The organism is Actinoplanes sp. 13 (genome assembly GCF_056134165.1).
In genome coordinates, this window is the sequence record NZ_JBVYOQ010000009.1 from 15994 (window position 1) to 36899 (window position 20906).

At 70.7% G+C, this 20906-nt stretch carries 20 protein-coding genes; 4 read left to right on the forward strand and 16 right to left on the reverse strand.

Annotation, left to right across the window (positions count from 1 at the left end):
- Positions 1–250: 250 nt before the first annotated feature.
- The 11 genes from AC0NH5_RS19635 to AC0NH5_RS19685 all read right to left on the reverse strand — a co-directional run bounded on the left by AC0NH5_RS19635 (position 251) and on the right by AC0NH5_RS19685 (position 11569).
- Complete coding sequence (locus AC0NH5_RS19635; protein ID WP_474405749.1) at positions 251–1267, reverse strand: Gfo/Idh/MocA family oxidoreductase; 1017 nt, start codon at positions 1265–1267, stop codon at positions 251–253.
- Entirely contained in the window at positions 1264–2037 is a 774-nt protein-coding gene (locus AC0NH5_RS19640) for an ATP-binding cassette domain-containing protein (protein ID WP_474405752.1), read from the reverse strand. The genes AC0NH5_RS19635 and AC0NH5_RS19640 overlap by 4 nt, the downstream gene beginning before the upstream one ends.
- Positions 2034–3023 carry an ABC transporter permease gene (locus tag AC0NH5_RS19645; RefSeq protein ID WP_474405754.1) on the reverse strand — a complete coding sequence of 330 codons (990 nt, stop codon included), beginning with the start codon at positions 3021–3023 and terminating at the stop codon, positions 2034–2036. The genes AC0NH5_RS19640 and AC0NH5_RS19645 overlap by 4 nt, the downstream gene beginning before the upstream one ends.
- Positions 3020–3967: a sugar ABC transporter substrate-binding protein gene (locus AC0NH5_RS19650; RefSeq protein ID WP_474405757.1), complete on the reverse strand. Its 948-nt coding sequence runs from the start codon at positions 3965–3967 to the stop codon at positions 3020–3022. The genes AC0NH5_RS19645 and AC0NH5_RS19650 overlap by 4 nt, the downstream gene beginning before the upstream one ends.
- Entirely contained in the window at positions 3964–4845 is an 882-nt protein-coding gene (locus AC0NH5_RS19655) for a sugar phosphate isomerase/epimerase family protein (RefSeq protein WP_474405760.1), read from the reverse strand. The genes AC0NH5_RS19650 and AC0NH5_RS19655 overlap by 4 nt, the downstream gene beginning before the upstream one ends.
- Positions 4846–4847: 2 nt before the next feature.
- Complete coding sequence (iolD, locus tag AC0NH5_RS19660) at positions 4848–6725, reverse strand: 3D-(3,5/4)-trihydroxycyclohexane-1,2-dione acylhydrolase (decyclizing) (protein ID WP_474405763.1); 1878 nt, start codon at positions 6723–6725, stop codon at positions 4848–4850.
- On the reverse strand, positions 6722–7618 hold the full coding sequence (iolB, locus tag AC0NH5_RS19665) for a 5-deoxy-glucuronate isomerase (protein ID WP_474405766.1): 897 nt from the start codon (positions 7616–7618) through the stop codon (positions 6722–6724). Before iolB ends, iolD begins: the two co-directional genes overlap by 4 nt.
- Positions 7611–8546 (reverse strand): 5-dehydro-2-deoxygluconokinase, encoded by a 936-nt coding sequence (gene iolC, locus AC0NH5_RS19670; protein WP_474405768.1) that lies wholly within the window; start codon positions 8544–8546, stop codon positions 7611–7613. The genes iolB and iolC overlap by 8 nt, the downstream gene beginning before the upstream one ends.
- Before the next feature lie 225 nt (positions 8547–8771).
- Complete coding sequence (locus AC0NH5_RS19675; protein WP_474405772.1) at positions 8772–9374, reverse strand: GNAT family N-acetyltransferase; 603 nt, start codon at positions 9372–9374, stop codon at positions 8772–8774.
- On the reverse strand, positions 9371–10879 hold the full coding sequence (locus tag AC0NH5_RS19680; protein ID WP_474405775.1) for an APC family permease: 1509 nt from the start codon (positions 10877–10879) through the stop codon (positions 9371–9373). The genes AC0NH5_RS19675 and AC0NH5_RS19680 overlap by 4 nt, the downstream gene beginning before the upstream one ends.
- A gap of 39 nt (positions 10880–10918) precedes the next feature.
- Positions 10919–11569: a GOLPH3/VPS74 family protein gene (locus tag AC0NH5_RS19685; RefSeq protein ID WP_474405778.1), complete on the reverse strand. Its 651-nt coding sequence runs from the start codon at positions 11567–11569 to the stop codon at positions 10919–10921.
- A 420-nt stretch (positions 11570–11989) separates the two neighbouring features.
- On the opposite strand from AC0NH5_RS19685, the gene AC0NH5_RS19690 reads away from it, so the two are divergent.
- A complete protein-coding gene (locus AC0NH5_RS19690) occupies positions 11990–12751 on the forward strand; it encodes a dioxygenase family protein (RefSeq protein ID WP_474406192.1) in 762 nt (253 codons plus the stop codon).
- 305 nt (positions 12752–13056) lie between these two features.
- Complete coding sequence (locus AC0NH5_RS19695; RefSeq protein ID WP_474405781.1) at positions 13057–14067, forward strand: TerC family protein; 1011 nt, start codon at positions 13057–13059, stop codon at positions 14065–14067.
- Positions 14068–14136: 69 nt separating this feature from the next.
- On the opposite strand, the gene AC0NH5_RS19700 is transcribed toward AC0NH5_RS19695, so the two are convergent.
- The 3 genes from AC0NH5_RS19700 to AC0NH5_RS19710 form a co-directional block, all read right to left on the reverse strand.
- Positions 14137–14370 carry a hypothetical protein gene (locus AC0NH5_RS19700; RefSeq protein ID WP_474405783.1) on the reverse strand — a complete coding sequence of 78 codons (234 nt, stop codon included), beginning with the start codon at positions 14368–14370 and terminating at the stop codon, positions 14137–14139.
- A 182-nt stretch (positions 14371–14552) separates the two neighbouring features.
- Complete coding sequence (locus AC0NH5_RS19705) at positions 14553–15083, reverse strand: hypothetical protein (protein WP_474405785.1); 531 nt, start codon at positions 15081–15083, stop codon at positions 14553–14555.
- 7 nt (positions 15084–15090) lie between these two features.
- Positions 15091–16062, reverse strand: coding sequence for a 5'-methylthioadenosine/S-adenosylhomocysteine nucleosidase family protein (locus AC0NH5_RS19710; protein WP_474405787.1), 972 nt, complete (start codon positions 16060–16062; stop codon positions 15091–15093).
- 22 nt (positions 16063–16084) lie between these two features.
- On the opposite strand from AC0NH5_RS19710, the gene AC0NH5_RS19715 reads away from it, so the two are divergent.
- A complete protein-coding gene (locus AC0NH5_RS19715) occupies positions 16085–16507 on the forward strand; it encodes a hypothetical protein (RefSeq protein WP_474405790.1) in 423 nt (140 codons plus the stop codon).
- A gap of 137 nt (positions 16508–16644) precedes the next feature.
- Here the strand turns inward: AC0NH5_RS19715 and AC0NH5_RS19720 are convergent, their stop codons facing one another.
- Positions 16645–17508, reverse strand: coding sequence for an alpha/beta hydrolase family protein (locus AC0NH5_RS19720; protein WP_474406194.1), 864 nt, complete (start codon positions 17506–17508; stop codon positions 16645–16647).
- 193 nt (positions 17509–17701) lie between these two features.
- Between AC0NH5_RS19720 and AC0NH5_RS19725 the strand changes: the two genes are divergently transcribed.
- Positions 17702–20449 (forward strand): helix-turn-helix transcriptional regulator, encoded by a 2748-nt coding sequence (locus AC0NH5_RS19725; protein WP_474405793.1) that lies wholly within the window; start codon positions 17702–17704, stop codon positions 20447–20449.
- Here the strand turns inward: AC0NH5_RS19725 and AC0NH5_RS19730 are convergent.
- Positions 20411–20905 carry a hypothetical protein gene (locus tag AC0NH5_RS19730; RefSeq protein ID WP_474405795.1) on the reverse strand — a complete coding sequence of 165 codons (495 nt, stop codon included), beginning with the start codon at positions 20903–20905 and terminating at the stop codon, positions 20411–20413. The two genes, AC0NH5_RS19725 and AC0NH5_RS19730, sit on opposite strands and share 39 nt — an antisense overlap.
- Position 20906: the final 1 nt, after the last annotated feature.

Consider the following 20906-nt stretch of genomic DNA (forward strand, 5'->3'; position numbering starts at 1 on the left):
CAGTACGAGCCAGGAAAGGTCCCCGAGTGTCCCCGCGACCTCGCTGCCGGGCAGCGTTTGCCGCGACTGCCGGGCTGACCTGCCACCAAGCCCGCTGTGGTGATTTCAGGTGCGCTCCGCACCCGAAATCACCACACAAGCTTGCGGCGCTGTGTGCGTGACGACTTGTGGTGCGGAGCGCACCCGAAATCAACACGCAAGCTTGCGGCGCTGTGTGCGTGACGACTTGCGGTTCGGAGCGAACCCGAAATCAACACGCAGGTTTTGCTAAAGGGGTGGACGGGGGGGACGCCATCGAGACCTGGATGCGGTTGCCTGTGTGCAATGCCTGGAGTGCGGCTGCGGACACTGTGGACGCCGCGTAACCGTCCCATGCGCTGGGCCCGCCCGGCGGCTCGCCCGCGCTGACCGCGGTCACCCACGAGCGCAACTCCAGGTCGTACGCGGCGCCGAACCGGGACTGCCAGTCCGGCGGGATCGGGCTGACCAGGCCACCGGCCCGGCGGACCACGACCGCGCCCAGGTCGCCCAGCGCGGCCGTGCCGTGCTCGCCCAGGATCTCGCCGCGGATGTCGTACCCGTACCGGACGTTGACCGAGATCTCCACGTCGACCAGGACGCCGGTGGAGAGTTCCAGCAGGATCAGCATCGGGTCGGGCAGCCCGCCGGCGTTGCCGCTGGCCCGGGGCCGCAGCACGCGGACCGCCTCCACCTCGGCGCCGAACATCCAGCGGACCATGTCGACCTCGTGCACCGCCGTGTCGTTGATCATGTCGTCCGCCCGGTAGAAGCCGGGCACGCCGGCGTTGCGGTGCGCGCAGTGCATCATCAGCGGCGCCCCGATCACGCCGCTGTCCAGCTCGCGTTTCAGCGCTTGATACGCGAGGTCGTACCGCCGCATGTAGCCGACCTGGACCAGCCGCTTGCCGTACGCCGCCTCCGCCTCGACGATCCGCAGGCAGGCCGCGGGCGATGTGGCGAGGGGCTTCTCGCAGAAGACCGGTTTGCCGGCCGCGATCGCGCCGAGCACGTATTCCTCGTGGGTACCGCCCCACGAGCAGACCAGCACCGCGTCCACGCCCGGGTCGATGATCAGCCGCTCCCCCGGCAGCACCCGCGCGCCGATCGCCGCCGCCACCTGCCCGGCGACGTCGGCGTCGACGTCGGCGACCGCCACCACCCGCACACCCGGCAGCGTCGTGGTGAGCCGCCGGATGTGGTCGCGCCCGATCATCCCGGTCCCGATGACGCCCACCGAGAGCGTCACGGCCGGCCCAGCTCACGGGACAGCTCCGACAACTCGTCCCCGCCGGCCATCTGCGTGGTCAGCTGGTCGAGGGTGACCTCGCCGCGCCGGGCGTCCAGGGCCATGCCACCGAGTTTGAGGATCACGAAGTGGTCGCCGACCAGGTGGGCGTGGTGCGGGTTGTGGGTGATGAACACGACCCCGAGCCCCGCGTCGCGGGCCGCCGCCACATACTTCAGCACCACCCCGGACTGTTTGACCCCGAGCGCGGCGGTCGGCTCGTCCAGGATCAGCACCCGCGCCCCGAAATAGACGGCCCGCGCGATGGCCACGCACTGCCGCTGCCCGCCGGAGAGCGTCCCGATCGGCTGGTCGATGTCGGCGACGGCGATGCCCATCTTGCGCAGTTCGGCGTCCGCGATCCGGCGCATCTCCCGGATCCGCATGCCGGCCAGCGGGAATCGCCCGGAGGTCAGTTCCGAGCCGAGGAAGAAGTTGCGCCACACCTCCATCAGCGGCACCACGGCCAGGTCCTGATAGACCGTGGCGATCCCCCGGTCCAGGGCCTCGCGCGGCGAGGAGAAGACCGTCTCCACGCCGTCCACATAGAACCGGCCGGACGTGTGCGGGTGCAGCCCCGACATGATCTTGATAAGCGTCGACTTGCCCGCGCCGTTGTCGCCGAGCACGCAGGTCACCGAGCCCGCGTCGACGTCCAGGGAGACGTCGTGCAACGCCCGGATCGGCCCGTAGCTCTTGCCCACGCCGTCCAGCCGGATCAGCTCGCTCACCGCGACCCCCACTTCCGGACGTAGAGGTTGACCAGCACGGCGAGCAGCAGCATCACGCCGAGGAAGGCCCGGAACCAGTTCGGGTCCCACCCGGCGTAGACGATGCCGAGGCTGGTCATGCCGAAGATGAACGCGCCGACCGCGACCCCGATGGCGTTGCCGAAGCCGCCGGTCAACAGGGTGCCGCCGACCACCGCGGCGATGATGTAGAGGAACTCGTTCCCGACGCCGTTGCCCGCCTGCAGGGTCTGGAAGCGGTACAGCGTGTGCATGCCGACGAACCAGCCCAGGAACGACACGGACAGGAACAACGCGATTTTGGTACGGACCACGGGCACACCGACCGCCCGGGCACTGTCCGGCGCCCCGCCGACCGCGTAGATCCAGTTGCCCGGCCGGGTCCGCTGCAGGATCCAGGCCGCGAGAGCCACGAACAGGATCCACCACAGCACCGTGATCCACACCGTCACGCCGCCGACCTCGAAGGACGACGAGAAGATCGCCTGGAGGGAGGAGAACCCGTCGATCTCGGTGATGTCGGGCGACGACACCGATCCGGTGACGAGCTTGGTCACGCCGAGGTTCGTGCCCTGGAGCACGAAGAACGTACCGAGCGTGATCAGGAACGACGGGATCCCGGTCCGCATCACCAGCCAGCCGTTGAGGAACCCGATCGCCAGGCACACCAGCAACGACAGCAGCGCACCGACCCAGAGGTTGACGCCGAGGTACCAGCAGAACAGCGAGTTGATCAGGCCGGCTGACGTGACGATCACGCCGGCCGAGAGGTCGAACTCGCCGCCGATCATCAGCAGGCCCACCGCCACCGCCACGATGCCGATCGTCGACGACTGGTAGAGCACCGTGACGAACGAGTCGGCCGATCGGAAGGCCGGCGCGACCGCCAGAAAGAACACGAAGATCACTGCGGCTGCCACCAGCGCGCCCAGTTCCGGGCGCGCCAGCAGCCGGGCCGGACGGGTCACCGGGTGTTCTTCTCGGTGAACGGCAGGATCTTGTCGATGTTCGCGCTGTCCACGAACGACGGACCGGTCAGCACGGGACCGCCGCCACCCAGGTCGTTGCCGTTCTTGAGGTACAGGTAGAGGGACGTCACCGCGAGGTAGCCCTGCGCGTACGGCTGCTGGTCGATGGCGAACTCGACCTTGCCGTCCTTGACGGCCTTGGCCATCTCCTGGTTGAGGTCGAAGGTGACCAGCTTCGCCGCGCTGCCGGCCTGCTCCTTCGCCTGGATCGCGTCCAGGGCGATCGGTGCGCCCAGGGTGACCACATAGTCGATGGTCTTGTCCTGCGACAGCTTCGCCTGCAACGCCGACGTGACCGCCGCGTCGTCGGCCCCGTTGACCTGGAGGTTCTCGGTGCCGGCCACCTTGCTCCGGACGCCGTCGCAGCGGGCCTCCAGGGAGACCGAACCCTGCTGGTGAATCACACAGATCGGGTGCTTGGCGCCGGCCGCGGCGATCCGCTCGCCGATGCTCTCACCGGCCCGGGTCTCGTCCGAGCCGAAGTACATCAGCGCGCCGAGATCCTGGTACTGCTCGATGCCGGCGTTCAGGCCGACCACCGGGATGCCCGCGGCGGTCGCCGCCTTCACCGAGCCCGCCAGGGCGTCCGGCGTCACCAGCGTGGTCGCGATGCCCTGCACCTTGGAGTCGACCGCACCCTGGATCAGAACCGCCTGTTTGCCGGCATCCGGGTCGTTGGCATATTTGAGGTCGACCCCGGTGTCGGCGGCGGCCTGCTCCGCGCCGGCCCGCACCTTGTCCCAGAACGTGTCGCCGGGCGTCTCGTGAGTGATGAACGAGATGGTGTACCCGGCGGCTTTGTTCTCCTCGGGCTCCTCCCGGCCGCCCTCACTGCACGCGCCGAGGGCGAGGACGAGGACCGCCGCGACCAGTAGACGTCTCATGCGAAATCTCCCAACGAGGTCAGATAGGCGTGGGTGCGCCGGGCGATCGGGAGCGGGGCGTCGAACGCGCACGGGTACATGTCCTGCTCCACCACGACGTCGAGGTCGGTGCCGAGTTCGCGCAGCGCGCTCAGGATCGGCGGCAGGTCGGGCTCGCCGGCCGGCGCCGCGACGCTGACCCCCATCGCGACCGCCTGACCGAAGGCGAGGTCCTCGGCGGCGGCCCGGGCGGCCAGGTACGGGTCCATCTGTTTCAGATGCACGTAGCCGATCCGGTCCGGGTACCGGCGGATCAGCGCGAGCGGCGACGCCCGCCGGTACGCCAGGTGACCAGTGTCGAGGCAGAGCGACACGTCCGTCTCGTTGAGCAGCCGTTCCACCTGCTCCTCCGTCTCGACCTGGTAGTCGGCGTGCGGGTGGAAATGCAGAGTCAGCCCGTACTCGTCTGCGACCAGCCGCATGATGATATTGACATTGTCCGATAGGGATCGCCACTGGTCGGGTCCGAGCTGCGCCCCTTCGACGTAGCCGCCGGTGGCGTCGTCGCGATAACCGGGCACCGGGACGAAGACCAGATGCCGTCCGCCCACCGCAGCGGTCAGCGCGGCGACCCGCCGGGTCTCGGCCAGCACCGCGCCCATGTTGCGGTGCGGCCCGCCCACCCCGGCGACCGTGCCACCGGCACAGGTCAGCCCCCGGGCGGCGAGCTCGTCGGCGAGGCGGGACGGGTCGGTGGGCAGGTAGCCGTACGGGCCCAATTCCAGGAAGCGGTACCCGGCCAGGGCCAGCTCGTCGAGGAAACGGGACCACGGTGTCTGGCGCGGATCGTCGGCGTACCAGACACCCCAGGAGTCCGGGCAGCTCCCCAGTCGCAGCATCTCTAGAGCCCTCCCGGTCGCAAGTGGTGGCGCTGGTCGCGTTTGCCGGCGAGATATTCCGTCCGCGCGTTCCCGGTGCTGTGCAACGTGGACACCTCGGCCACCGGCACGTCCCACCAGGACTCCGACCCCGGGCCGGTGGCCAGCGGATCCGTCTCGATGTGCAGCACCGTCACCCGGTCGCCCTCCCGCGCGTGCTTCAGGCCCTCGGCCAGGTCGGCGACGTCCCGGCAGCGGATCACCGCGGCGCCCAGGCTCTCCGCGTTGGCGGCCAGATCCACCGGCAGCCGGCCGCCGTCGTAATCGCCGGTCCGCGGGTCGCGGTACCGGTACGCGGTGCCGAACCGCTGCGAGCCGACCTGCTCGGAGAGGCTGCCGATCGAGGCGAAGCCGTGGTTCTGCACCAGCACCACGATCAGCTTCAGGCCCTCGGCCACCGCGGTGACGATCTCCTGCGCCATCATCAGGTAGGAGCCGTCGCCGACCAGCGCGAACACCTCGCGGGACGGGTCGGCCATCTTGATCCCGAGCGCGCCGGCGATCTCGAAACCCATGCACGAGTACCCGTACTCGACGTGGTACTGCTTCGGGTGCCGGGCCCGCCACAGCCGCTGTAGGTCACCCGGGAGGCTGCCGGCGGCCTGCACCACGACGTCACGTTCCCCGCACGCCTCGTTCACCACCCCGATCACCTCGGCCTGGGTGGGCAGATCACCCTCCCGACGGCGGTACGCGGCCTCGACCGTCGCCTGCCACTGCGCCACAGCCGCCGCGAAGTCGCCGGTGAACCGCCGCCCGTGCAACGCCGGCAGCAGCGCGTGCAACCCGGCCCGGGCGTCACCGACCAGCGGCAGCGCGGACAGCTTCCCGGCGTCGAAGCCGGTCACGTTCAGGTTCACGAACTTGACGTCCGGGTGCTGGAACGCGCTGCGCGACGCCGTGGTGAAGTCCGTGTACCGGGTGCCGACGCCGATCACCACGTCGGCGTGCCGGGCCAGGCGGTTCGCCACCGGGTTGCCGGTCGCGCCGACCCCGCCGACCGCGTTCGGGTGATCCCAGCTCAGCGCGCCCTTGCCGGCCTGCGTGTCAGCGACCGGGATCCCGGTGGCACGGGCGAACCGGTCCAGCGCACCGGACGCCTCCGAATAGATCACCCCGCCGCCGGCGATGATCAGAGGACGGTGCGCACCCCGGATCACCGCGGCCGCCCGCTCCAGCGCCAGCGGATCCGGCGCCGGGCGGGTCACGTGCCAGACCCGCTTCGCGAACAACTCGTCCGGGAAGTCGTACGCCTCCGTCTGCAGATCCTGCGGAAGGCAGAGGGTGACCGCGCCGGTGGCCGCCGGGTCCGTCAGCACCCGCATCGCGCCGAGCAGCGCCGCCGGCAGCTGCTCCGGCCGCCACACCCGGTCGAAGAACGCCGACAGCGGACGGAACGCGTCGTTGACCGACACGTCCCCGGCCCGGAAGTCCTCCAGCTCCTGCAGCACCGGCGCCGCCACCCGGGTGGCGAACACGTCGGCCGGCAGCAGCAGCACCGGCAGCCGGTTGACCGTGGCCAGGGCCGCGCCGGTCAGCATGTTCGTCGACCCCGGCCCGATCGAGGCGGTGCAGGCCAGCGTGGACAGCCGGTTGCTCATCCGGGCGAACCCGGCGGCCGTGTGCACCATCGCCTGCTCGTTGCGCGCCAGCCGGTACGGCAGGTCCGGCCCGCCGGTGCGCTGCGCCTGCAACAGGGCCTGCCCGAGACCCGCCACATTGCCGTGCCCGAAAATACCCAGACAGCCGGCCACCGCCCGCTGCTCGATGCCGTCCCGCTCGGTCCACTGGCTCGCGAGGAAACGAACGACGGCCTGGGCGACGGTCAGCCGCTGTTTCACAGGCGTCTCTTTTCTCTGGTGGAGGTCAGCGGCAGCCGGGCGTCGATCTGCTGGTCCGCCCAGCGGCCGCGCACCCAGCCGTGCGCCGGGTCGTCGTGGACCAGCCACCGCCGCTCGCCGGGGCCGGCCATCACGTTCAGGTAGTAGAGGTCGTAGCCGGGCGCGGCCATCGACGGGCCGTGCCAGCCGTACGGGATCAGCACCACGTCACCGGTGCGGACCTCGGCGCACACATCGATCGGGCGGTCCGGGTGGCCGTACACCCGCTGGTAGCCGCAGCCGGGCCCGCCACCCGGCGCCGTCGACACCTCGAAGTAGTAGATCTCCTCCAGGCAGCTCTCCGCGGGACCGTCCTCGTCGTGCTTGTGCGGCGGGTACGACGACCAGTTCCCGCCCGGGGTGAGCACCTCGCAGGCGATCAGCCGGTCCGTCTCGAACGAGTCCGGCGTGCAGAAGTTGTTCACCTGCCGGCTGGCCTGCCCCGCCCCGCGCAACTCCACCGGCACGTCCTCGGCCGGCCCGTACCGGAACGGCAGCGTCCGCGACGCCCGGGCCGCCGGCAGCGCGAACCGGCCACCGTTGGGCGCGCGCAGACTGATGGTGGTGTTCCGCGGCAGATAGGCGAAATCGGTCACCCGGGAGAAGACCGAACGCCGGCCGGTCAACGTGAGCCGCTCGTCGTCGCAGGCCACGTCGCAGCCGCCGGCGAGCGGCAGCACCAGCATCTCGTCACCGCCGGTGGTGAAGCGCACCCGGCCGCCCACCGGCAGATGCGCCACCCGCAGCCCGCTGAAACTCCAGCCCGCGTTCTCCGGCGAGACGCTGACCTCGAACGGCCGCTCCGCGGTGCTGCCACGCGGCATCAGCGGGTTCACCCGGCGGCCGTCACTCATGAGCCGCCCGCACTTCCGCCTCGGTGGGCATCGCGTCCGAACAGGACAACCGCGAGGCGACGATGGCTCCGGCAACATTGGCGAAGCGCATCGCCGCCTCGAGGGTCCACCCGGCCAGCAGGCCGTGACACAGGGCGCCGCCGAACGCGTCGCCGGCCCCGAGCCCGTTGACCGTCTCGATCTCGTGCGGCGGCACGGTGACCTGCACATCCCCCGCCGACGCGAACACACCGGCCGGGCCCAACTTGATCACCGCGAGCTCGGCGCCGGCGGCGTGCAGCGCTTTCGCCGCTTCGCGCGGCTGGCGAACGCCCACCGCGGTCTCCACCTCGTCGAGGTTCCCCACCGCCACCGTGGCCAGCGGCAACGCCTCCGCGTACCAGCGGTGCGCCTCGTCCCGCGACGGCCAGAACATCGGCCGGTAATCGAGGTCGAAGACGGTGATGCCGGTCGGATCGCGCGCCTTCAACGCGGCCAGGGTCGCGGATCGTGAGGGCTCCGCGCTCAGGCCGGTGCCGGTGACCCAGAAGACGGTGGCTTCGTTGATGGCCGGCAGGTCCAGCTCTGCCTCGTGGATCTCCAGATCCGGGGCTTTGGGGTAGCGGTAGAACCACAGTGGGAAATGGTCGGGAGGGAAGATCTCGCAGAAGGTGATCGGCGTGGGCAAATGGTCGACGGGAGTGACGAACCGATCGTCCACGTGGAATCTGCGCAGCTCCGCGTGCAGGTAATCGCCGAAGGGGTCGCGGCCGGTGCGGCTGATCAGCGCTGCGCGGCGGCCGTACCTGGCCGCGGCGACGGCCACATTGGCGGCGCTGCCGCCGAGGAACCTGGCGAAGGAGCGCACCTCGGCCAGCGGAACGTTGATCTGTTCGGGGTAGAGGTCCACGCCGAGCCGCCCCATCGTCAGAACCTCGTCCAGGGGCATGCGTGGTCCTTCCGCCGTTGTCACCCAGCGGTAACGGACCGGCGACGCTGGGATCGGACCTGGTTCGATGTAATTACGCTGCCGCTCCCACGTCAATAGCTGGGGCTCTTCCGGGGCGTGCGGTGACAACGTCCGATCCAGATCGACGCCCGGGTGATCAGGTGCGTGAGACGAAGGCGGGGGTGTGGGCCGAAGCCCACACCCCCGTCAGGTGAATCGTCGCCGTCAGGCGGGCTTGCGCCACATGCGGTAGAACGGCGTGCCGTCCGGCAGGTAGATCTCGAACGGGTCCATCGGCTCGTAGCCGGCCCGCTTGTAGAGGCGGACGTTGTTCTCGTTCGTGGCCTCGAGGTATGCCGCGACGCCTGACGAGTCCAGCTCGTCGTGCACGTTCTTCATCAGCGCGCCGCCGAGGCCGTGGCCCTGCTCGGAGGGGCGGACCGCCAGGAACTGCAGGTGCCAGTGGGGGTCGGCGGGGTGGTTCTTCTCGAAGAGTTCGCCGAGGGCGCCGAAGCGCTCCAGGTGGTCGCCGGCCAGGGCGGTCAGCCGGTCCATGTAGTCGGCCGGCGGGACGAGCTCGTTGACCCGGTCGAACCAGACCGCGGCGGCGGCGTAACCGCCGTCCGGGTGGTCGATGACCTCGACGCGGCCCTGGCTGAACGCGACCTCGGTCTCGAGGGTGAAGAACTCGGCCATCACCCGTTCGCGGTCCTCGGGGACCGGCACCAGGTAGGCGTCGGCGGCCAGGTCGTCGAACGAGTTCGAGATGAGGGCGCCGATCGCCGCGAGTTCGTCCTCGCGGGCCGGGCGGATCACCGGGGCGGTCATCGGTTGCGCTCCGTGTCGTTCAGGGCGGACGCGAAGCCGCCGGTGGTGGTGGCGCTGCGGGCGCCGAGGCCGATGCCGGAGTAGATCTGCGGGCGGGAGCTGCGCAGCACCAGCGCCCACAGGACGCCGCCGGCCATGAGCACCGCGAACAGCGACGGCGTCACGATCGCCGGCGTGCTGCCCTCCTCCACGCCGAGCAGGCCGGCGATGTTGTCGATCGCCAGGTACGTGATGACCAGCAGCGCGACGGAGCTGATCACCGGCGCGATCACCCGGTGCAGGACGTCCTCGCCCTGCGGCTTGCGGGCGAAGTAGCCGATGACGGCGAACGAGGTCAGCGTGACCAGCAGCAGCACGCCGAGGCCACCGGCCGAACCGCCCCAGAAGAAGAGCTGGACCAGCGGGTCCCAGCCGAAGACCGCGTAGGCGATGATCACGACGAGGCCGACGACCGACTGAGCGATCGAGCCGTTCTTCGGGGCGCCGGTGCCGGGGACGGTGCGGCCGAACGTGCGCGGCAGCACGCCTTCGCGGCCCAGCGAGAACATGTACCGCGAGATGATGTTGTGGAACGAGATCATCGCGGCGACCAGCGAGGTCAGGAACAGGATGTGGCCGAGGTGCAGGGCGGCATTGCCGAGCGGCACGGCGGCCAGGTTGAAGAAGAGCTCCGGGCCCTCCTCGGTGGCGCGGGTCACCACGTCGTCGCCGGCCGCGGAGATCATCGCCCAGGAGGCGAACGCGTAGATGACGGCGATCAGCGCGATGGCGACGTAGGTGGCCCGGGGAACCGTGCGGCGGGCGTCCCGGGACTCCTCGCTGAACACCACGGACTGTTCGAAGCCGACGAAGCCGGTGACCGCCATGACCAGCAGGGCGCCGGAACCCACGCCGACCAGGGCGCCGGGGTCGAGGGGCGCACTGGACGCCTCGAAGCCGTCGGTGAAGATCTCGGCGAACGCGAACACCAGGGTCAGCGCGATCTCGGCGACCAGCAGGGTGGCCAGCACCCGGCCGTTGACCGCCACGTCGCGGACGCCGAGAACGGCGACCAGGGCCCACGCGACCAGGGCGATCCCCCACCACGGGGCGTCCACACCGAACCAGTCCACGAACAGCGGCTGGGCGATCGCACCGAAACCGCCGTACGCGGCGATCTGGAACATGTTGTACGCCGCGAGCGCGATCCAGGACGCGCCGACGCCGGCCGGCCGGCCGAGACCCTGCGAGATGTACGCGTAGAACGCGCCGGCGTTGGCGATGTGCCGCGCCATGGCGACGTAGCCGACCGAGAAGATGGCCAGCACCAGCGCGACGGCGAGGAAGGCGATCGCGATGCCGGTCAGGCCGGTCACCGCGATACCGGTGGGCACCACGCCGGCGACCACGGTCAGCGGGGCGGCCGCCGACATCATGAAGAAGACGATCGCGGCTACGCCCAGCCGGTCACGCGCCAATGCGTCCGACAGCTGGCTTTCAGGGGGTTTGGTGGCGGTCGAGGACACGCGGACTCCAGTTAATCCAAGGGGGTGGGTGAAATGCAGCTAGGCGCGACGGGCCATCACGGCGTCTCCGACGGCCGCCTCGGCGTGCGCGACCAGCTGCTGCAACATGACGGGGAAGAGCCGGCGGAACTGGTCGAACAGACCGGCCCGGTCGCGGGCGTTGAGGGTGGCCAGCACGTGCTGGTCGAGCCCTGTCGCGAGGATCAGTCCGGCGAGCAGCAGGTCGGCCACGTCGAGGTGCTCGTCGCGGGAGACCTTGGTACGGAGACGCGTGGCGGGCCAGCCGGCGGTCATCGAGTCGGCCGGCACGAAGGAGACCTTGGTGCTGAGCAGGCCCCGCTTCTCCACCCGTTTGATCAGCCCGGCCCGGGCGAGGCGGCGCTCGACCAGGTCGGTCGCGATGCCGGTGGAGAGGTAGGCGAGCCAGTTGCGCACGCCGTGCTGCCCGGCCTCGCGGCGTAGCTGCTCCAGCACGGCTGTGGTCGCGGCGTCGCCGGTCGGCCGTTCGTCGATGACTATCAGTTCCGTCTCGACGAGGTCGACGCGCCGCCACAACATCAGCTCACCGAGCAGCGCCGCGCCGAGCCCCAGGCCTAGAGTGGCCGGGGACAGCAGGGATTTGCCTCGGATCGTGTCGTGAGCAGTGAGATAAAGATCGTCCGCGGGCGGTAGCTGCGGCGGCGACGCCACTGCCGGTTCTCCTTTCGACGCCTGGGAAAATGCCCGCGAGTTCACCCTGAGTCACCAGAGTGACGTACCACGAAGCAATTACGTAGCGCTCCCCCCGGCGCGACCGGCAGTAGCCTGCCAGGTCGCGCCCTTCGGCGCAACGTCCAGATGCGACAAATGTCGAATCCACAGTAGGCGTTGTTGATCACACTACTGTTCAGGAAATTTGAGCGCCGATCGATAAAGACCAGGGAAAATATCAACGCGTCACAATATTTAATGATCTGACAACGCGGATGTGGTAGCAGTACCTGCTCACAGCGGGCGCGCAGCGTGACTTTAACGTTGCAAATATCACCCTGAGTAACTATTTGCTGCATCAACAAATCCCGCGTACGGTGGACCCAAATAGTTGAAGCTTCAACGGAGGTCATCGTGCGGATGCCAGCCCTGTTCCTCAGCCACGGCGCCCCGCCGCTCGTCGACGACCCCGTCTGGGTGAACCAGCTGCGTGAACTCGCCGCCGGGCTCCCCCGCCCGCGCGCCATCCTGATCGCCTCCGCGCACTGGGAGTCGGCACCGCTGATGCTCGGCGCCACCGAGACGGTCCCCCTGGTCTACGACTTCGGCGGCTTCCCGCAGCGCTTCTACGAGGCGCAGTACCGCGCCCCCGGCGCACCCGTCCTCGCCGGCCAGGTCGCCGCCCTGATGCCCGACGGCGAGACCGTCGCCCGCACCGACCGCGGTCTCGATCACGGTGCGTACGTACCGCTCAGCGTCATGTACCCGGAGGCCGACATCCCCGTCCTGCAGATGTCGCTGCCCACCCTCGAACCGGACCGCCTCCTCGACCTGGGCGCCCGCCTCGCCCCGCTGCGCGACGAGGGCGTGCTGATCGTCGGCTCCGGCTTCACCACCCACGGCCTGCCCTTCCTCCGCGACTGGCGCCCCGAGGCCGCCGCCCCCGGCTGGTCCCGCGAGTTCGACGCCTGGACCGCGGAGACCCTCGCCCGCGGCGCCGTCGACGAGCTGGCCGACTTCCGGGGCCGCGCCCCCGGCATGCCGTACGCCCACCCCACCATCGAGCACTTCGCCCCGATGTTCCTCACGCTGGGCGCCTCCGGCACCCCCGAGGCCGCACCCGACCAGCCCATCGACGGCTTCTGGATGGGCCTGGCCAAACGCTCCTTCCTGGCCGCCTGACCAACCGCATCGGTACGGCCACCCGCCCCCAACCGCAACCATGGGTCCCGGAGCCACACCGCGGCCTACTGCCTACTCCTGGCCGCAGCGCGGCCGGCCGGCGTTCATGAGCCGGCGGCGGGGTGCGGCAAGGAGTGGCAGCCGGCTACCCGAGCCGGTTGGCGGGAGTGTCGGACAGGTCGTACCACCGAAGAGAAGGAAGCGAACCGCCCACCGAGCCCACCGTTGGGCGAAACCGGCGTGGTGGCGAGCCGGTTCCGCCGTTGTTCAGCATGTTCGCAGCTTTCTTCGAGATCCTGGAAAGCATGCTTGAGGTCTCCGCGCTCGGGTGGATCGTGACCATCGGGGTCATCGTCGCCCTGCTCGCCCTCGATTTGACGCTCGGGGTGCTCCGTCCACATGTCGTCGGCTTCCGTGAGGCCGCCGCCTGGTCCATCTTCTACATCGCCGTCGCGATCGCGTTCGGTGTCGTCTTCGCGAGCATCTCCGGTTGGGGATTCGGCACCGAGTATTTCGCCGGCTACATCGTTGAGAAGAGTCTGTCGGTCGACAACCTCTTCGTCTTCGTGATCATCATGACCACGTTCGCCGTGCCCGAGCGATATCAGCAGGAGGTGCTGACGTTCGGCATCATCATCGCGCTGATCCTGCGGGTGATCTTCATCGTCGTGGGCGCCGCGCTGCTGAACGCGTTCTCGTTCATGTTCCTGGTGTTCGGCCTGATCCTGCTCTACACCGCGGTGCAGCTGTTCCGGCATCGCGACGAGGATCCGGACGTGCAGGACAACGCCCTCGTCCGGGCCGGCCGGCGGTTCCTGCCGGTCACCGAGGACTACGTCGAGGGCAAGATGGTCACCCGGATCGACGGGAAGCGGATGTTCACGCCGCTGTTCCTGGTGCTGCTCGCGATCGGTGGCACGGACCTGCTGTTCGCGCTCGACTCGATCCCGGCGGTGTTCGGCGTGACCGAGGAGGCGTACATCGTCTTCGTCGCGAACGCGTTCGCCCTGCTCGGGTTGCGAGCACTGTTCTTCCTGGTGAAAGGCCTGCTGGACCGCCTGGTCTACCTGTCCACCGGCCTGTCGGTCATCCTGGCCTTCATCGGCGTGAAGCTGGTGCTGCACTGGGCGCACAAGGACCTCAGCGAGGCTGTGCCGGAGGTCAGCACCCCGGTCTCGCTGGGCGTGATCATCGGCATCCTGACCATCACGACGGTGGCCAGCCTCATCAAGTCGGGGCGGGATCCGTCGGCCAAGGCGCACCCGGGCAGCCTGCGCGCCGCCCGGAGCGACAAGCAACAGCACGCCGACAACTGACCGCCGCAACTGACACGATCGCCCCCGGCGCGCACGCGCCGGGGGCGACTCTCTGCGTGCCGTGAACTGTCAGACGCGGCTGATGTGCAGCGCGGACCGGTACCGGCGCTCGGTGTCCTGGCGATTCAGAATCTCGTTGATCTCGCGGGTCTCCTCGGCGGTGTGCCGGCCCAGCATCAGGTCGAGCTCGCTGCGCTCGGCGGCGGTGCGGAAGGCGGCGAGCTCGTGGCTCAGCTGCCGGTGGGCACGGCGGGTGGCACGACGGTGCGCCAGGGCGGTACGGGCACTACGGATGAACTGCATGTCGACTCCTCGACGGATAGTGACGGAGAAAGCCTCGTCGCTTCCGGCTACAACCATCCACCGTCCGTGCATCATCCCCAAATCGACCAGGTAAAACTTGCGAGATTAAAGTGACCGGGGCCACCGGAAATCGGTAACCGGCGTCACTTTGCGTGCGTGATTTTCGCCACCGCCGCGGCGGGTCAGAACTCGGCGTGGCGGATGATCTGCCAGGCCAGGACGGCGGTCACCGCGGCCTCGGCGACCGAGATCAGCACGAACGGGACCGTGCGCGGGCCGTTGACCCAGAACACGATGACGGCGGCCAGCGCGGGCAGGCAGAAGGTGCCGAGGTCGATCGCCAGTTGCAGCGCCTTGCGGGAGGCTCGGCGGGCGTCGGAGCGGTGCGCCAGCTCCCAGCCGAAGACCGGGTCGGGGCCGGAGGCGAGCGCGGTGAGGCGCGGTGTGAGCACCTCGCGGACGTAACGGCCGATCGCGGTGACCTTCTCGTCGTTCACCAGGTACGTCCAGCCCAGGATGACCGTCACCGGTGGCAGCAGCAGAAGCAGGTTGGCGTGGCCTTTCGCCTGCAGAGCGGCGGCCACCACCAGGGCCATCGAGCCGAGCGTCCCGTACATCAGGTTGTCCCGCACCGTGATCCGGCCGCGCTGTTCCTGCTTGAGCTGGTCGTACTCCACCTTGAGCAACTCAGCGGTGGTGATCTCCTGAGCCACGAAGCTCCTATCGGTCGGGAACGAGATCGGCGCGGTTGATGTACTCGAGGGCTTCGGGCAGGGCGTAGAGCTTGCGCCGGCGCTCCAGCCACTCCCACACCTCATGGGGTTCACGCCCGCGCTCGAACGCGGCCCGGTCGTAGGGCGGAATCTCGAAGTAGTCGGCCAGCCGGTGCCAGTCCGGGCCGAGGTGATCACAAACCGCCAGCTTGGTACGCCCGGAGAACGTCACGGCCTTCGCGCGTACGACCTGTGGCCGTTCGCCGCCGGCCGGAGGGAGGCGGCGCAGCACGGCGACGGCGAAGCGGGCAGCGGCGTCCGCTGCGTACGGCTGCCAGTCGTCGCCCTTGGCCGGATCGGCGTGGTCGCAGGCGGCCTTGATCATGAGGAAGCCGAACCTGCCGCGGTAGGCGGCGAGGGCGACGCCGAGCGCCTCCATCTCGACGCCGATCGTCTTGCGCCAGCCGGCTCGCAGGCCAGGAGCGGTGTCGTTGTCGGCGATCACCTTCTCGCCGCTGTGCACCGTCCCGAAGTGCACCGCGGGTTGCCGGTCCGCACGGTCGGGCCGGGGCACCACGATATCGGCCCACTCGGCGGGCTCCACCGCCTTCGCCGCCACCAGCAGGTGGTAGTCGGGACGGTAGGGCTCCGGGTCCGGCGCCAGGCCGTCGGTAGTGAGCTTGCCCGACTCGTACCCGACGATCTTGTCAGGGATCAGGACGTCGCCGAGCCGGACGTCGCCGACCCCGGCCGCGATGCCGACGAGAAGAATGAAGCGCGGGTTCCAGGCGCTGACCGCCCGCTGCGCCTCGGCGGCCGAGGCCGCGTTGCCCATGCCGGTCGCGGGCGGCACCTCCACCCGGATGCCGTCCGGCGGGTCACCCAGAGCGGCGAGGAAAGCCGCACGCTCGGACTCCAGAGCACAAAGGACGACCACGTCCGCATCGAGGCCGGAGACTGACCGACTGGGTGATGGCACGGTGTCACTCTGCCATATTTGATTGTTTCCCAGCGACGGACTCGGACGGAAGGAACCACTGCCCGGTGACTGTCTACTCAGGGCAGGTGCAGGTGGAGGTCTGTGGTCGCCTCGGCCCGGACTGGCACCGTTCACGCGCGGGCGTGAACCCCATGAAGTATGGGATTGGCTGGACGACCGAGGAAAGCTCGGCGAACTGCCGGATGCGCTCAAAGGCATCAGCCGCCACGACCTCGCCGAGTTGTTGTTGACCGACACCGAGCGGGCACCGGCCGTGCTGGCCGTCGAAAGGGATCCGGCGCAGCATCACCGGGTGTTCGACACCGCCTTCTTCGGCCTCGAGAACGTCAGACGTGACATCGTGGACGCGCTGCAGGGCGATCCCGGCCCGGTGGCGTTCGTGCTGCACCGGCCCGAACCGAACCGACGTACGTCGCGACCGTGAAGTGCCGTCCCTCGAGTCCGCCGAGTTCCTGGATCCGGGAACGCTGGTCGACTGGGCGGGCGAGGACTGAACCACTCCCGATGCGGGCGAGCAGCCGGGCCGGCGGGTGAACCCGCCGGCCCGGCTGCCGGGAAGCGTCAGCTGAGCGGGCAGCTACTGCGATAGTCCGACACCGTCAGGCCGGTGCTAGGGCCGGGGCAGATGAACTGGTCGTAGCGGGTGTCGTTGTCGACGAACCGCTTCAGCCAGGAGACCATCTGCACCGCGGTGGGCGTGTTGGTGGACTGCGGGAAGAAGTGGCTGGCGTTGTTCAGCTCCAGGTAAGCCTTCTCCGCCGACGACGGGATGCTGTTGTAGAACGGGATCGAGTGCGACGACACCGAGGCGATGCTGTCGCTCTCGCCGCCGATGATCAGCGTCGGGACGCGGAGCTCGCTCCAGGTCTTGTCCGTGTTCCACGGGGCCAGCGGCACCGCGGCCTGCAGGGACGGCCGGTCGCTGGCCGCCTCCAGGCTGCCGCCGCCGCCCATCGAGTGCCCGGCCACCGCGAGACGGGTGGCGTCGATGCGGGTGCGGACCGAGCTGCGCTGGGTCAGGTAATCGAGCGCGGCGAGCAGTTGGGAGCCCCGGGAGGAGGGCTGGTCAGCGGTGGAGTTGGTTTCGATGCCGATGACCACGAACCCGTGCGAGGCGAGGCGCGGCCCGAGCCAGGAGATGCTCGACCAGTAAGCGGTGAAGCCCGGCGAGATGGCGATCGCGCCGAACGTGCCGTCGCTGGTGGTGGACGGGTAATAGATCTCGCCGCCGCCGAAGCCGGAGGCGCCGAGCCGGGAGACGGACGTCGTGGAGACGGCGTACGGGCCACGGGACGCCTGCAACGCGGACAGGGTCGGGGCGGGGCCCCGCTCGTACGGGTTGTCGGCGGCCTGCGCGGCGGTGGCGCCGGGGACGGCCACCAGGGCGAGCGCGGTGGCGGCGGTGACGAGGAACCGCCGGACCATCGGAACGGTGGAGAGCTGCACGTCGAACTCCTTTACCAGGGGGAACGGATCGACGAGCGTCAGTTTCGGCGGGTTACGCGCCAGTAGGCATCGGCGAAATCACCGGCCTCGTGTCATCAGCCGGCAACATCCCGGAAATTTCATCCACCGAAAGGCTCTTCCCTCAGGGGCCGGGTCAGGGAAAACTCGCCCCATGGTTGATGCACCGTCAGTGCAGAAAGTTTGGCTGTCCGGGCGGCAGGCCGACCTCACCGCGATCCGGCGGCTGATGTCCACGGCCACGGCCGGCCGCAGTGGCGCGCTGGTGATCTCGGGCGCGCCCGGCGAGGGACGCACCACGCTGCTGGACACGGTGGCCGCCTCGGCCGCGGGCTGGACGGTCCGCACCGCACCGGGCGACCACGACGAGGGCGTTCTCCCGTACGCCGGCTGGCAGAAGCTGATCACTCCCCTGATGGAACTGGCCGATGAGCTCGACCCCGCGCAGCGTGTCGCGCTGAGGCGCGGTCTGGCCGGTGCGGTGAGCGACCGGCTGGCGCTGGGCTGCGCGACGCTGAGCTTGTGGGGTGCGGCGGCGCGGCGGCGGCCGTTGCTCTGCGTGCTCGACGACGCCGACCTGCTGGACCCGGAGTCGTTGCAGGTTCTGCTGGTGGCGGCCCGCCGCGCTACGGACGAGCGGCTGGTGATCCTGGCGTCGGTGACGGTGGGTGCGGAGACGGGCGGGCTGCCGGTGCGGCGGCTGGGCGCGCTGTCGCCGGCCGACGCGGCGGAGCTGCTGGCCCGCCGGGCGCCGGATCTGACCGAGGAGGTCGCGGCGACCCTGACCGAGGTGTCGGGTGGGAATCCCGCGGCGCTGACCGATCTGACCGACGCGCTCAGCGCCGAACAACGCCGTGGGCTGGCGCCGCTGCCCGAGGCACTGCCGCCGGGGAGCACGCTTCGGCGGCGCTACCGTGCGCTGATCAGCGCGGCGCCGGAGCGGACGCGAGAGCTGCTGCTGCTGGCGGCGGCCACCCCCCAGGCGCCGCTGGACGTGGTGCTGGCAGCCGGAACCGGGAGCCGCCATCCCGAGGTCGGGGACTTCGCCGCCGCCGAACGCTCGGGCCTCTTGACGATCTCGGGGGACGAGGTGCGGTTCGCGTCGCCGCTGCTGCGGGCCTGCGTCTATGCCGAGGCGCCGGCGTTCCAGCGGCGCGCCACCCACGCCGCGCTCGCCCGGGCCCTGGCGTCCCGGGGCGACCACCTGCCCGCGCTCCTGCACCGGGCGGCCGCCACCACCGGCCCGGACGAAGGACTCGCCCGGCAGTTGGCCGGTTGCGCCCGGTCCGCCGACCCGGCCGTGGCCGCCGAGGCCCAGGAACACGCCGCCGCCCTCTGCGCCGACCCGGCCGAACGCGGCGCGATGCTGGTGGCCGCGGCCCGCTCGGCCTGGCTGGCGGGGCGTCCGCACGACGCCGGCTCGCTGATCCGGCAGGTGCCGCCGGCGGCCGGCACAGCCCGGGTACGCGCCCGCGCCCTCACCGCCGAGATGCGCCTCCCCGAGGGCCGGCCCGGCGCCCGGGACCTGCTGCTGGACGTGGCCGCCGACCTCATCGAGACCGACACCGCGGGCGCCCTGGAGGCGCTCGCGCTGGCCGGCGAGGCCGCCGCCGAACCCGGTGAGCAGGGCCGGTACGCGGGCCTGGCGCGACGGGTGACCGCGCGCCGCCGTGGCGACGAACCACCGGCCCTGGCCCTCGCCTTCCAGCACGTGGCGGGCCTGGCCGCCCTCGCCGACGGCGACGAGCCGGACGCGTTCGCGCGGTTCCGGCGCACCCTCGACCTGGCCGATCGGGTCACCGACCCAGGGCTGCTGACCCGTGCCGCCACGGCCGGGATCCTGGTGGGGGACGGTCGCCGGGCCGCCGCGCTGGCCGGGCGGGCGGCGGCGCTGGCCCGCGAATCGGGAGCGAAAGCCCTGGAACCGCGGGCCCTGGAACTCGCGGCACTGGCCAGCATGGCGTCCGGGAACTACACCGCCGCCACCACGGCGGCGCTGGACGGAGCGGCCGTCGCACGCGGCACCGGGCAACGGGTGCTGGCCGGCGCCCACGTCGCGCTGCTGGCGGTGCTGGCCGCGCTGGTCGGCGACCGGGACGACGCCCTGCGCCGGATCGAGGAGAGCGGCGGTGGGCCGGCCGGGCCGATGTGCGGGTGGGCCCTCGCGCTGCTGGACCTGGTGGAGGGCCGGTTCCCGGCGGCCACCGAGCGGCTGGTGGCGGTGGTGACGGCGGCGCCGGGGTACGGGTCGGCGTTGTTGCAGGTGGCGGTCGTGCCGCATCTGCTGGAGGCGGCCGCGCAGACGAGCGCCGGCGGCCGGCCTGAGGCGCCTGCTCGCGGACGGCCCGGGGTCGCGCTCGGGTTGACCGCGGTGGCGACCGGCTTCGACCGCTGGGCCGGGCGCACCGGTCAGCCCACCTGGCTGGCGCTGCGGGACCGCTGCCGCGCGCTGCGGGCCGACGACGCCGAAGCCGCGGAAGGACACTTCGAGGAGGCGCTCGGGCACATCGGTGAGGCCGGGTTCCCGCGGGCGCACACCGAGTTGCTCTACGGCCGGTTCCTGCGGCGCCGGCGGCGGCACGTCGAGGCCCGGACCCAGCTGCGCCGGGCGGCGGAGACGTTCCGGCTGCTGGACGCCGAGCCGTGGGCGGCGCAGAGCGTCCGCGAACTGCGCGCCGCGGGGGAACGGATCGAACAGCCGGCGCCCGCGCTCGGCGGCCTGGAGCTGACCGCGCAGCAGGAGCGGATCGCGACGCTGGTGGCCGGTGGCGCGACGAACCGGGAGGTGGCGCAGGAACTGCACCTGAGCCCCCGCACCGTGGACCATCACCTGCGCAACGTGTTCGCCCGGCTGGGTGTGCGGTCACGCACCGAGATGGCCCGCCTGCTCAGCAGCCGGTGATCCGGTCCTGGTCCTACCGGCCTTCAGCTCGCCCGGCGGCGGGCCGCTCGCCGGCAGCTCCAGGCCGGCCCAGCGTTGGGCCAGCTGCCGGCGCCGGCAGGCCACCAGGTGGCCGGCCAGGATGCCGGGGTGCCCGCCGCGGACACAGACGTCCGCGCCCTCGCTGAGCACCCCCGCCACCACGTCCCCGCCGGACCCTTCGTCGATCAGCGCGACGATCCGGGTCTGCGGCGGCAGCACCTCCCGCGCCAGCCGGACGTCGTGCGCCCCCGCTCCGCTCAGCACCAGCAGATCCTCCGGGCCGGCCTGGCCCAGCTCCGTGATCACGCGCATCGCCCAGCCGGCGGGCAGGTGGTGCGGCAGACTCGCCACCCGACTGCGCTGACCGAGAACGGCCACTGTCGGCGCGGCGGCCGGCTGCGGTGCGCTGATCTGGTCGTTGACCTGGGTGAGCATG

Coding starts and splice junctions, on each gene's coding strand:
- AC0NH5_RS19725 (WP_474405793.1), top strand. CDS start 17,702: ATGGTTGATGCACCGTCAGTGCAGAAAGTTTGGCTGTCCGGGCGGCAG.
- AC0NH5_RS19700 (WP_474405783.1), bottom strand. CDS start 14,370: ATGCAGTTCATCCGTAGTGCCCGTACCGCCCTGGCGCACCGTCGTGCC.
- AC0NH5_RS19720 (WP_474406194.1), bottom strand. CDS start 17,508: ATGGTCCGGCGGTTCCTCGTCACCGCCGCCACCGCGCTCGCCCTGGTG.
- AC0NH5_RS19730 (WP_474405795.1), bottom strand. CDS start 20,905: ATGCTCACCCAGGTCAACGACCAGATCAGCGCACCGCAGCCGGCCGCC.
- iolC (WP_474405768.1), bottom strand. CDS start 8,546: ATGCCCCTGGACGAGGTTCTGACGATGGGGCGGCTCGGCGTGGACCTC.
- iolB (WP_474405766.1), bottom strand. CDS start 7,618: ATGAGTGACGGCCGCCGGGTGAACCCGCTGATGCCGCGTGGCAGCACC.
- AC0NH5_RS19690 (WP_474406192.1), top strand. CDS start 11,990: ATGCCAGCCCTGTTCCTCAGCCACGGCGCCCCGCCGCTCGTCGACGAC.
- AC0NH5_RS19650 (WP_474405757.1), bottom strand. CDS start 3,967: ATGAGACGTCTACTGGTCGCGGCGGTCCTCGTCCTCGCCCTCGGCGCG.
- AC0NH5_RS19695 (WP_474405781.1), top strand. CDS start 13,057: ATGCTTGAGGTCTCCGCGCTCGGGTGGATCGTGACCATCGGGGTCATC.
- AC0NH5_RS19675 (WP_474405772.1), bottom strand. CDS start 9,374: ATGACCGCCCCGGTGATCCGCCCGGCCCGCGAGGACGAACTCGCGGCG.
- AC0NH5_RS19655 (WP_474405760.1), bottom strand. CDS start 4,845: ATGCTGCGACTGGGGAGCTGCCCGGACTCCTGGGGTGTCTGGTACGCC.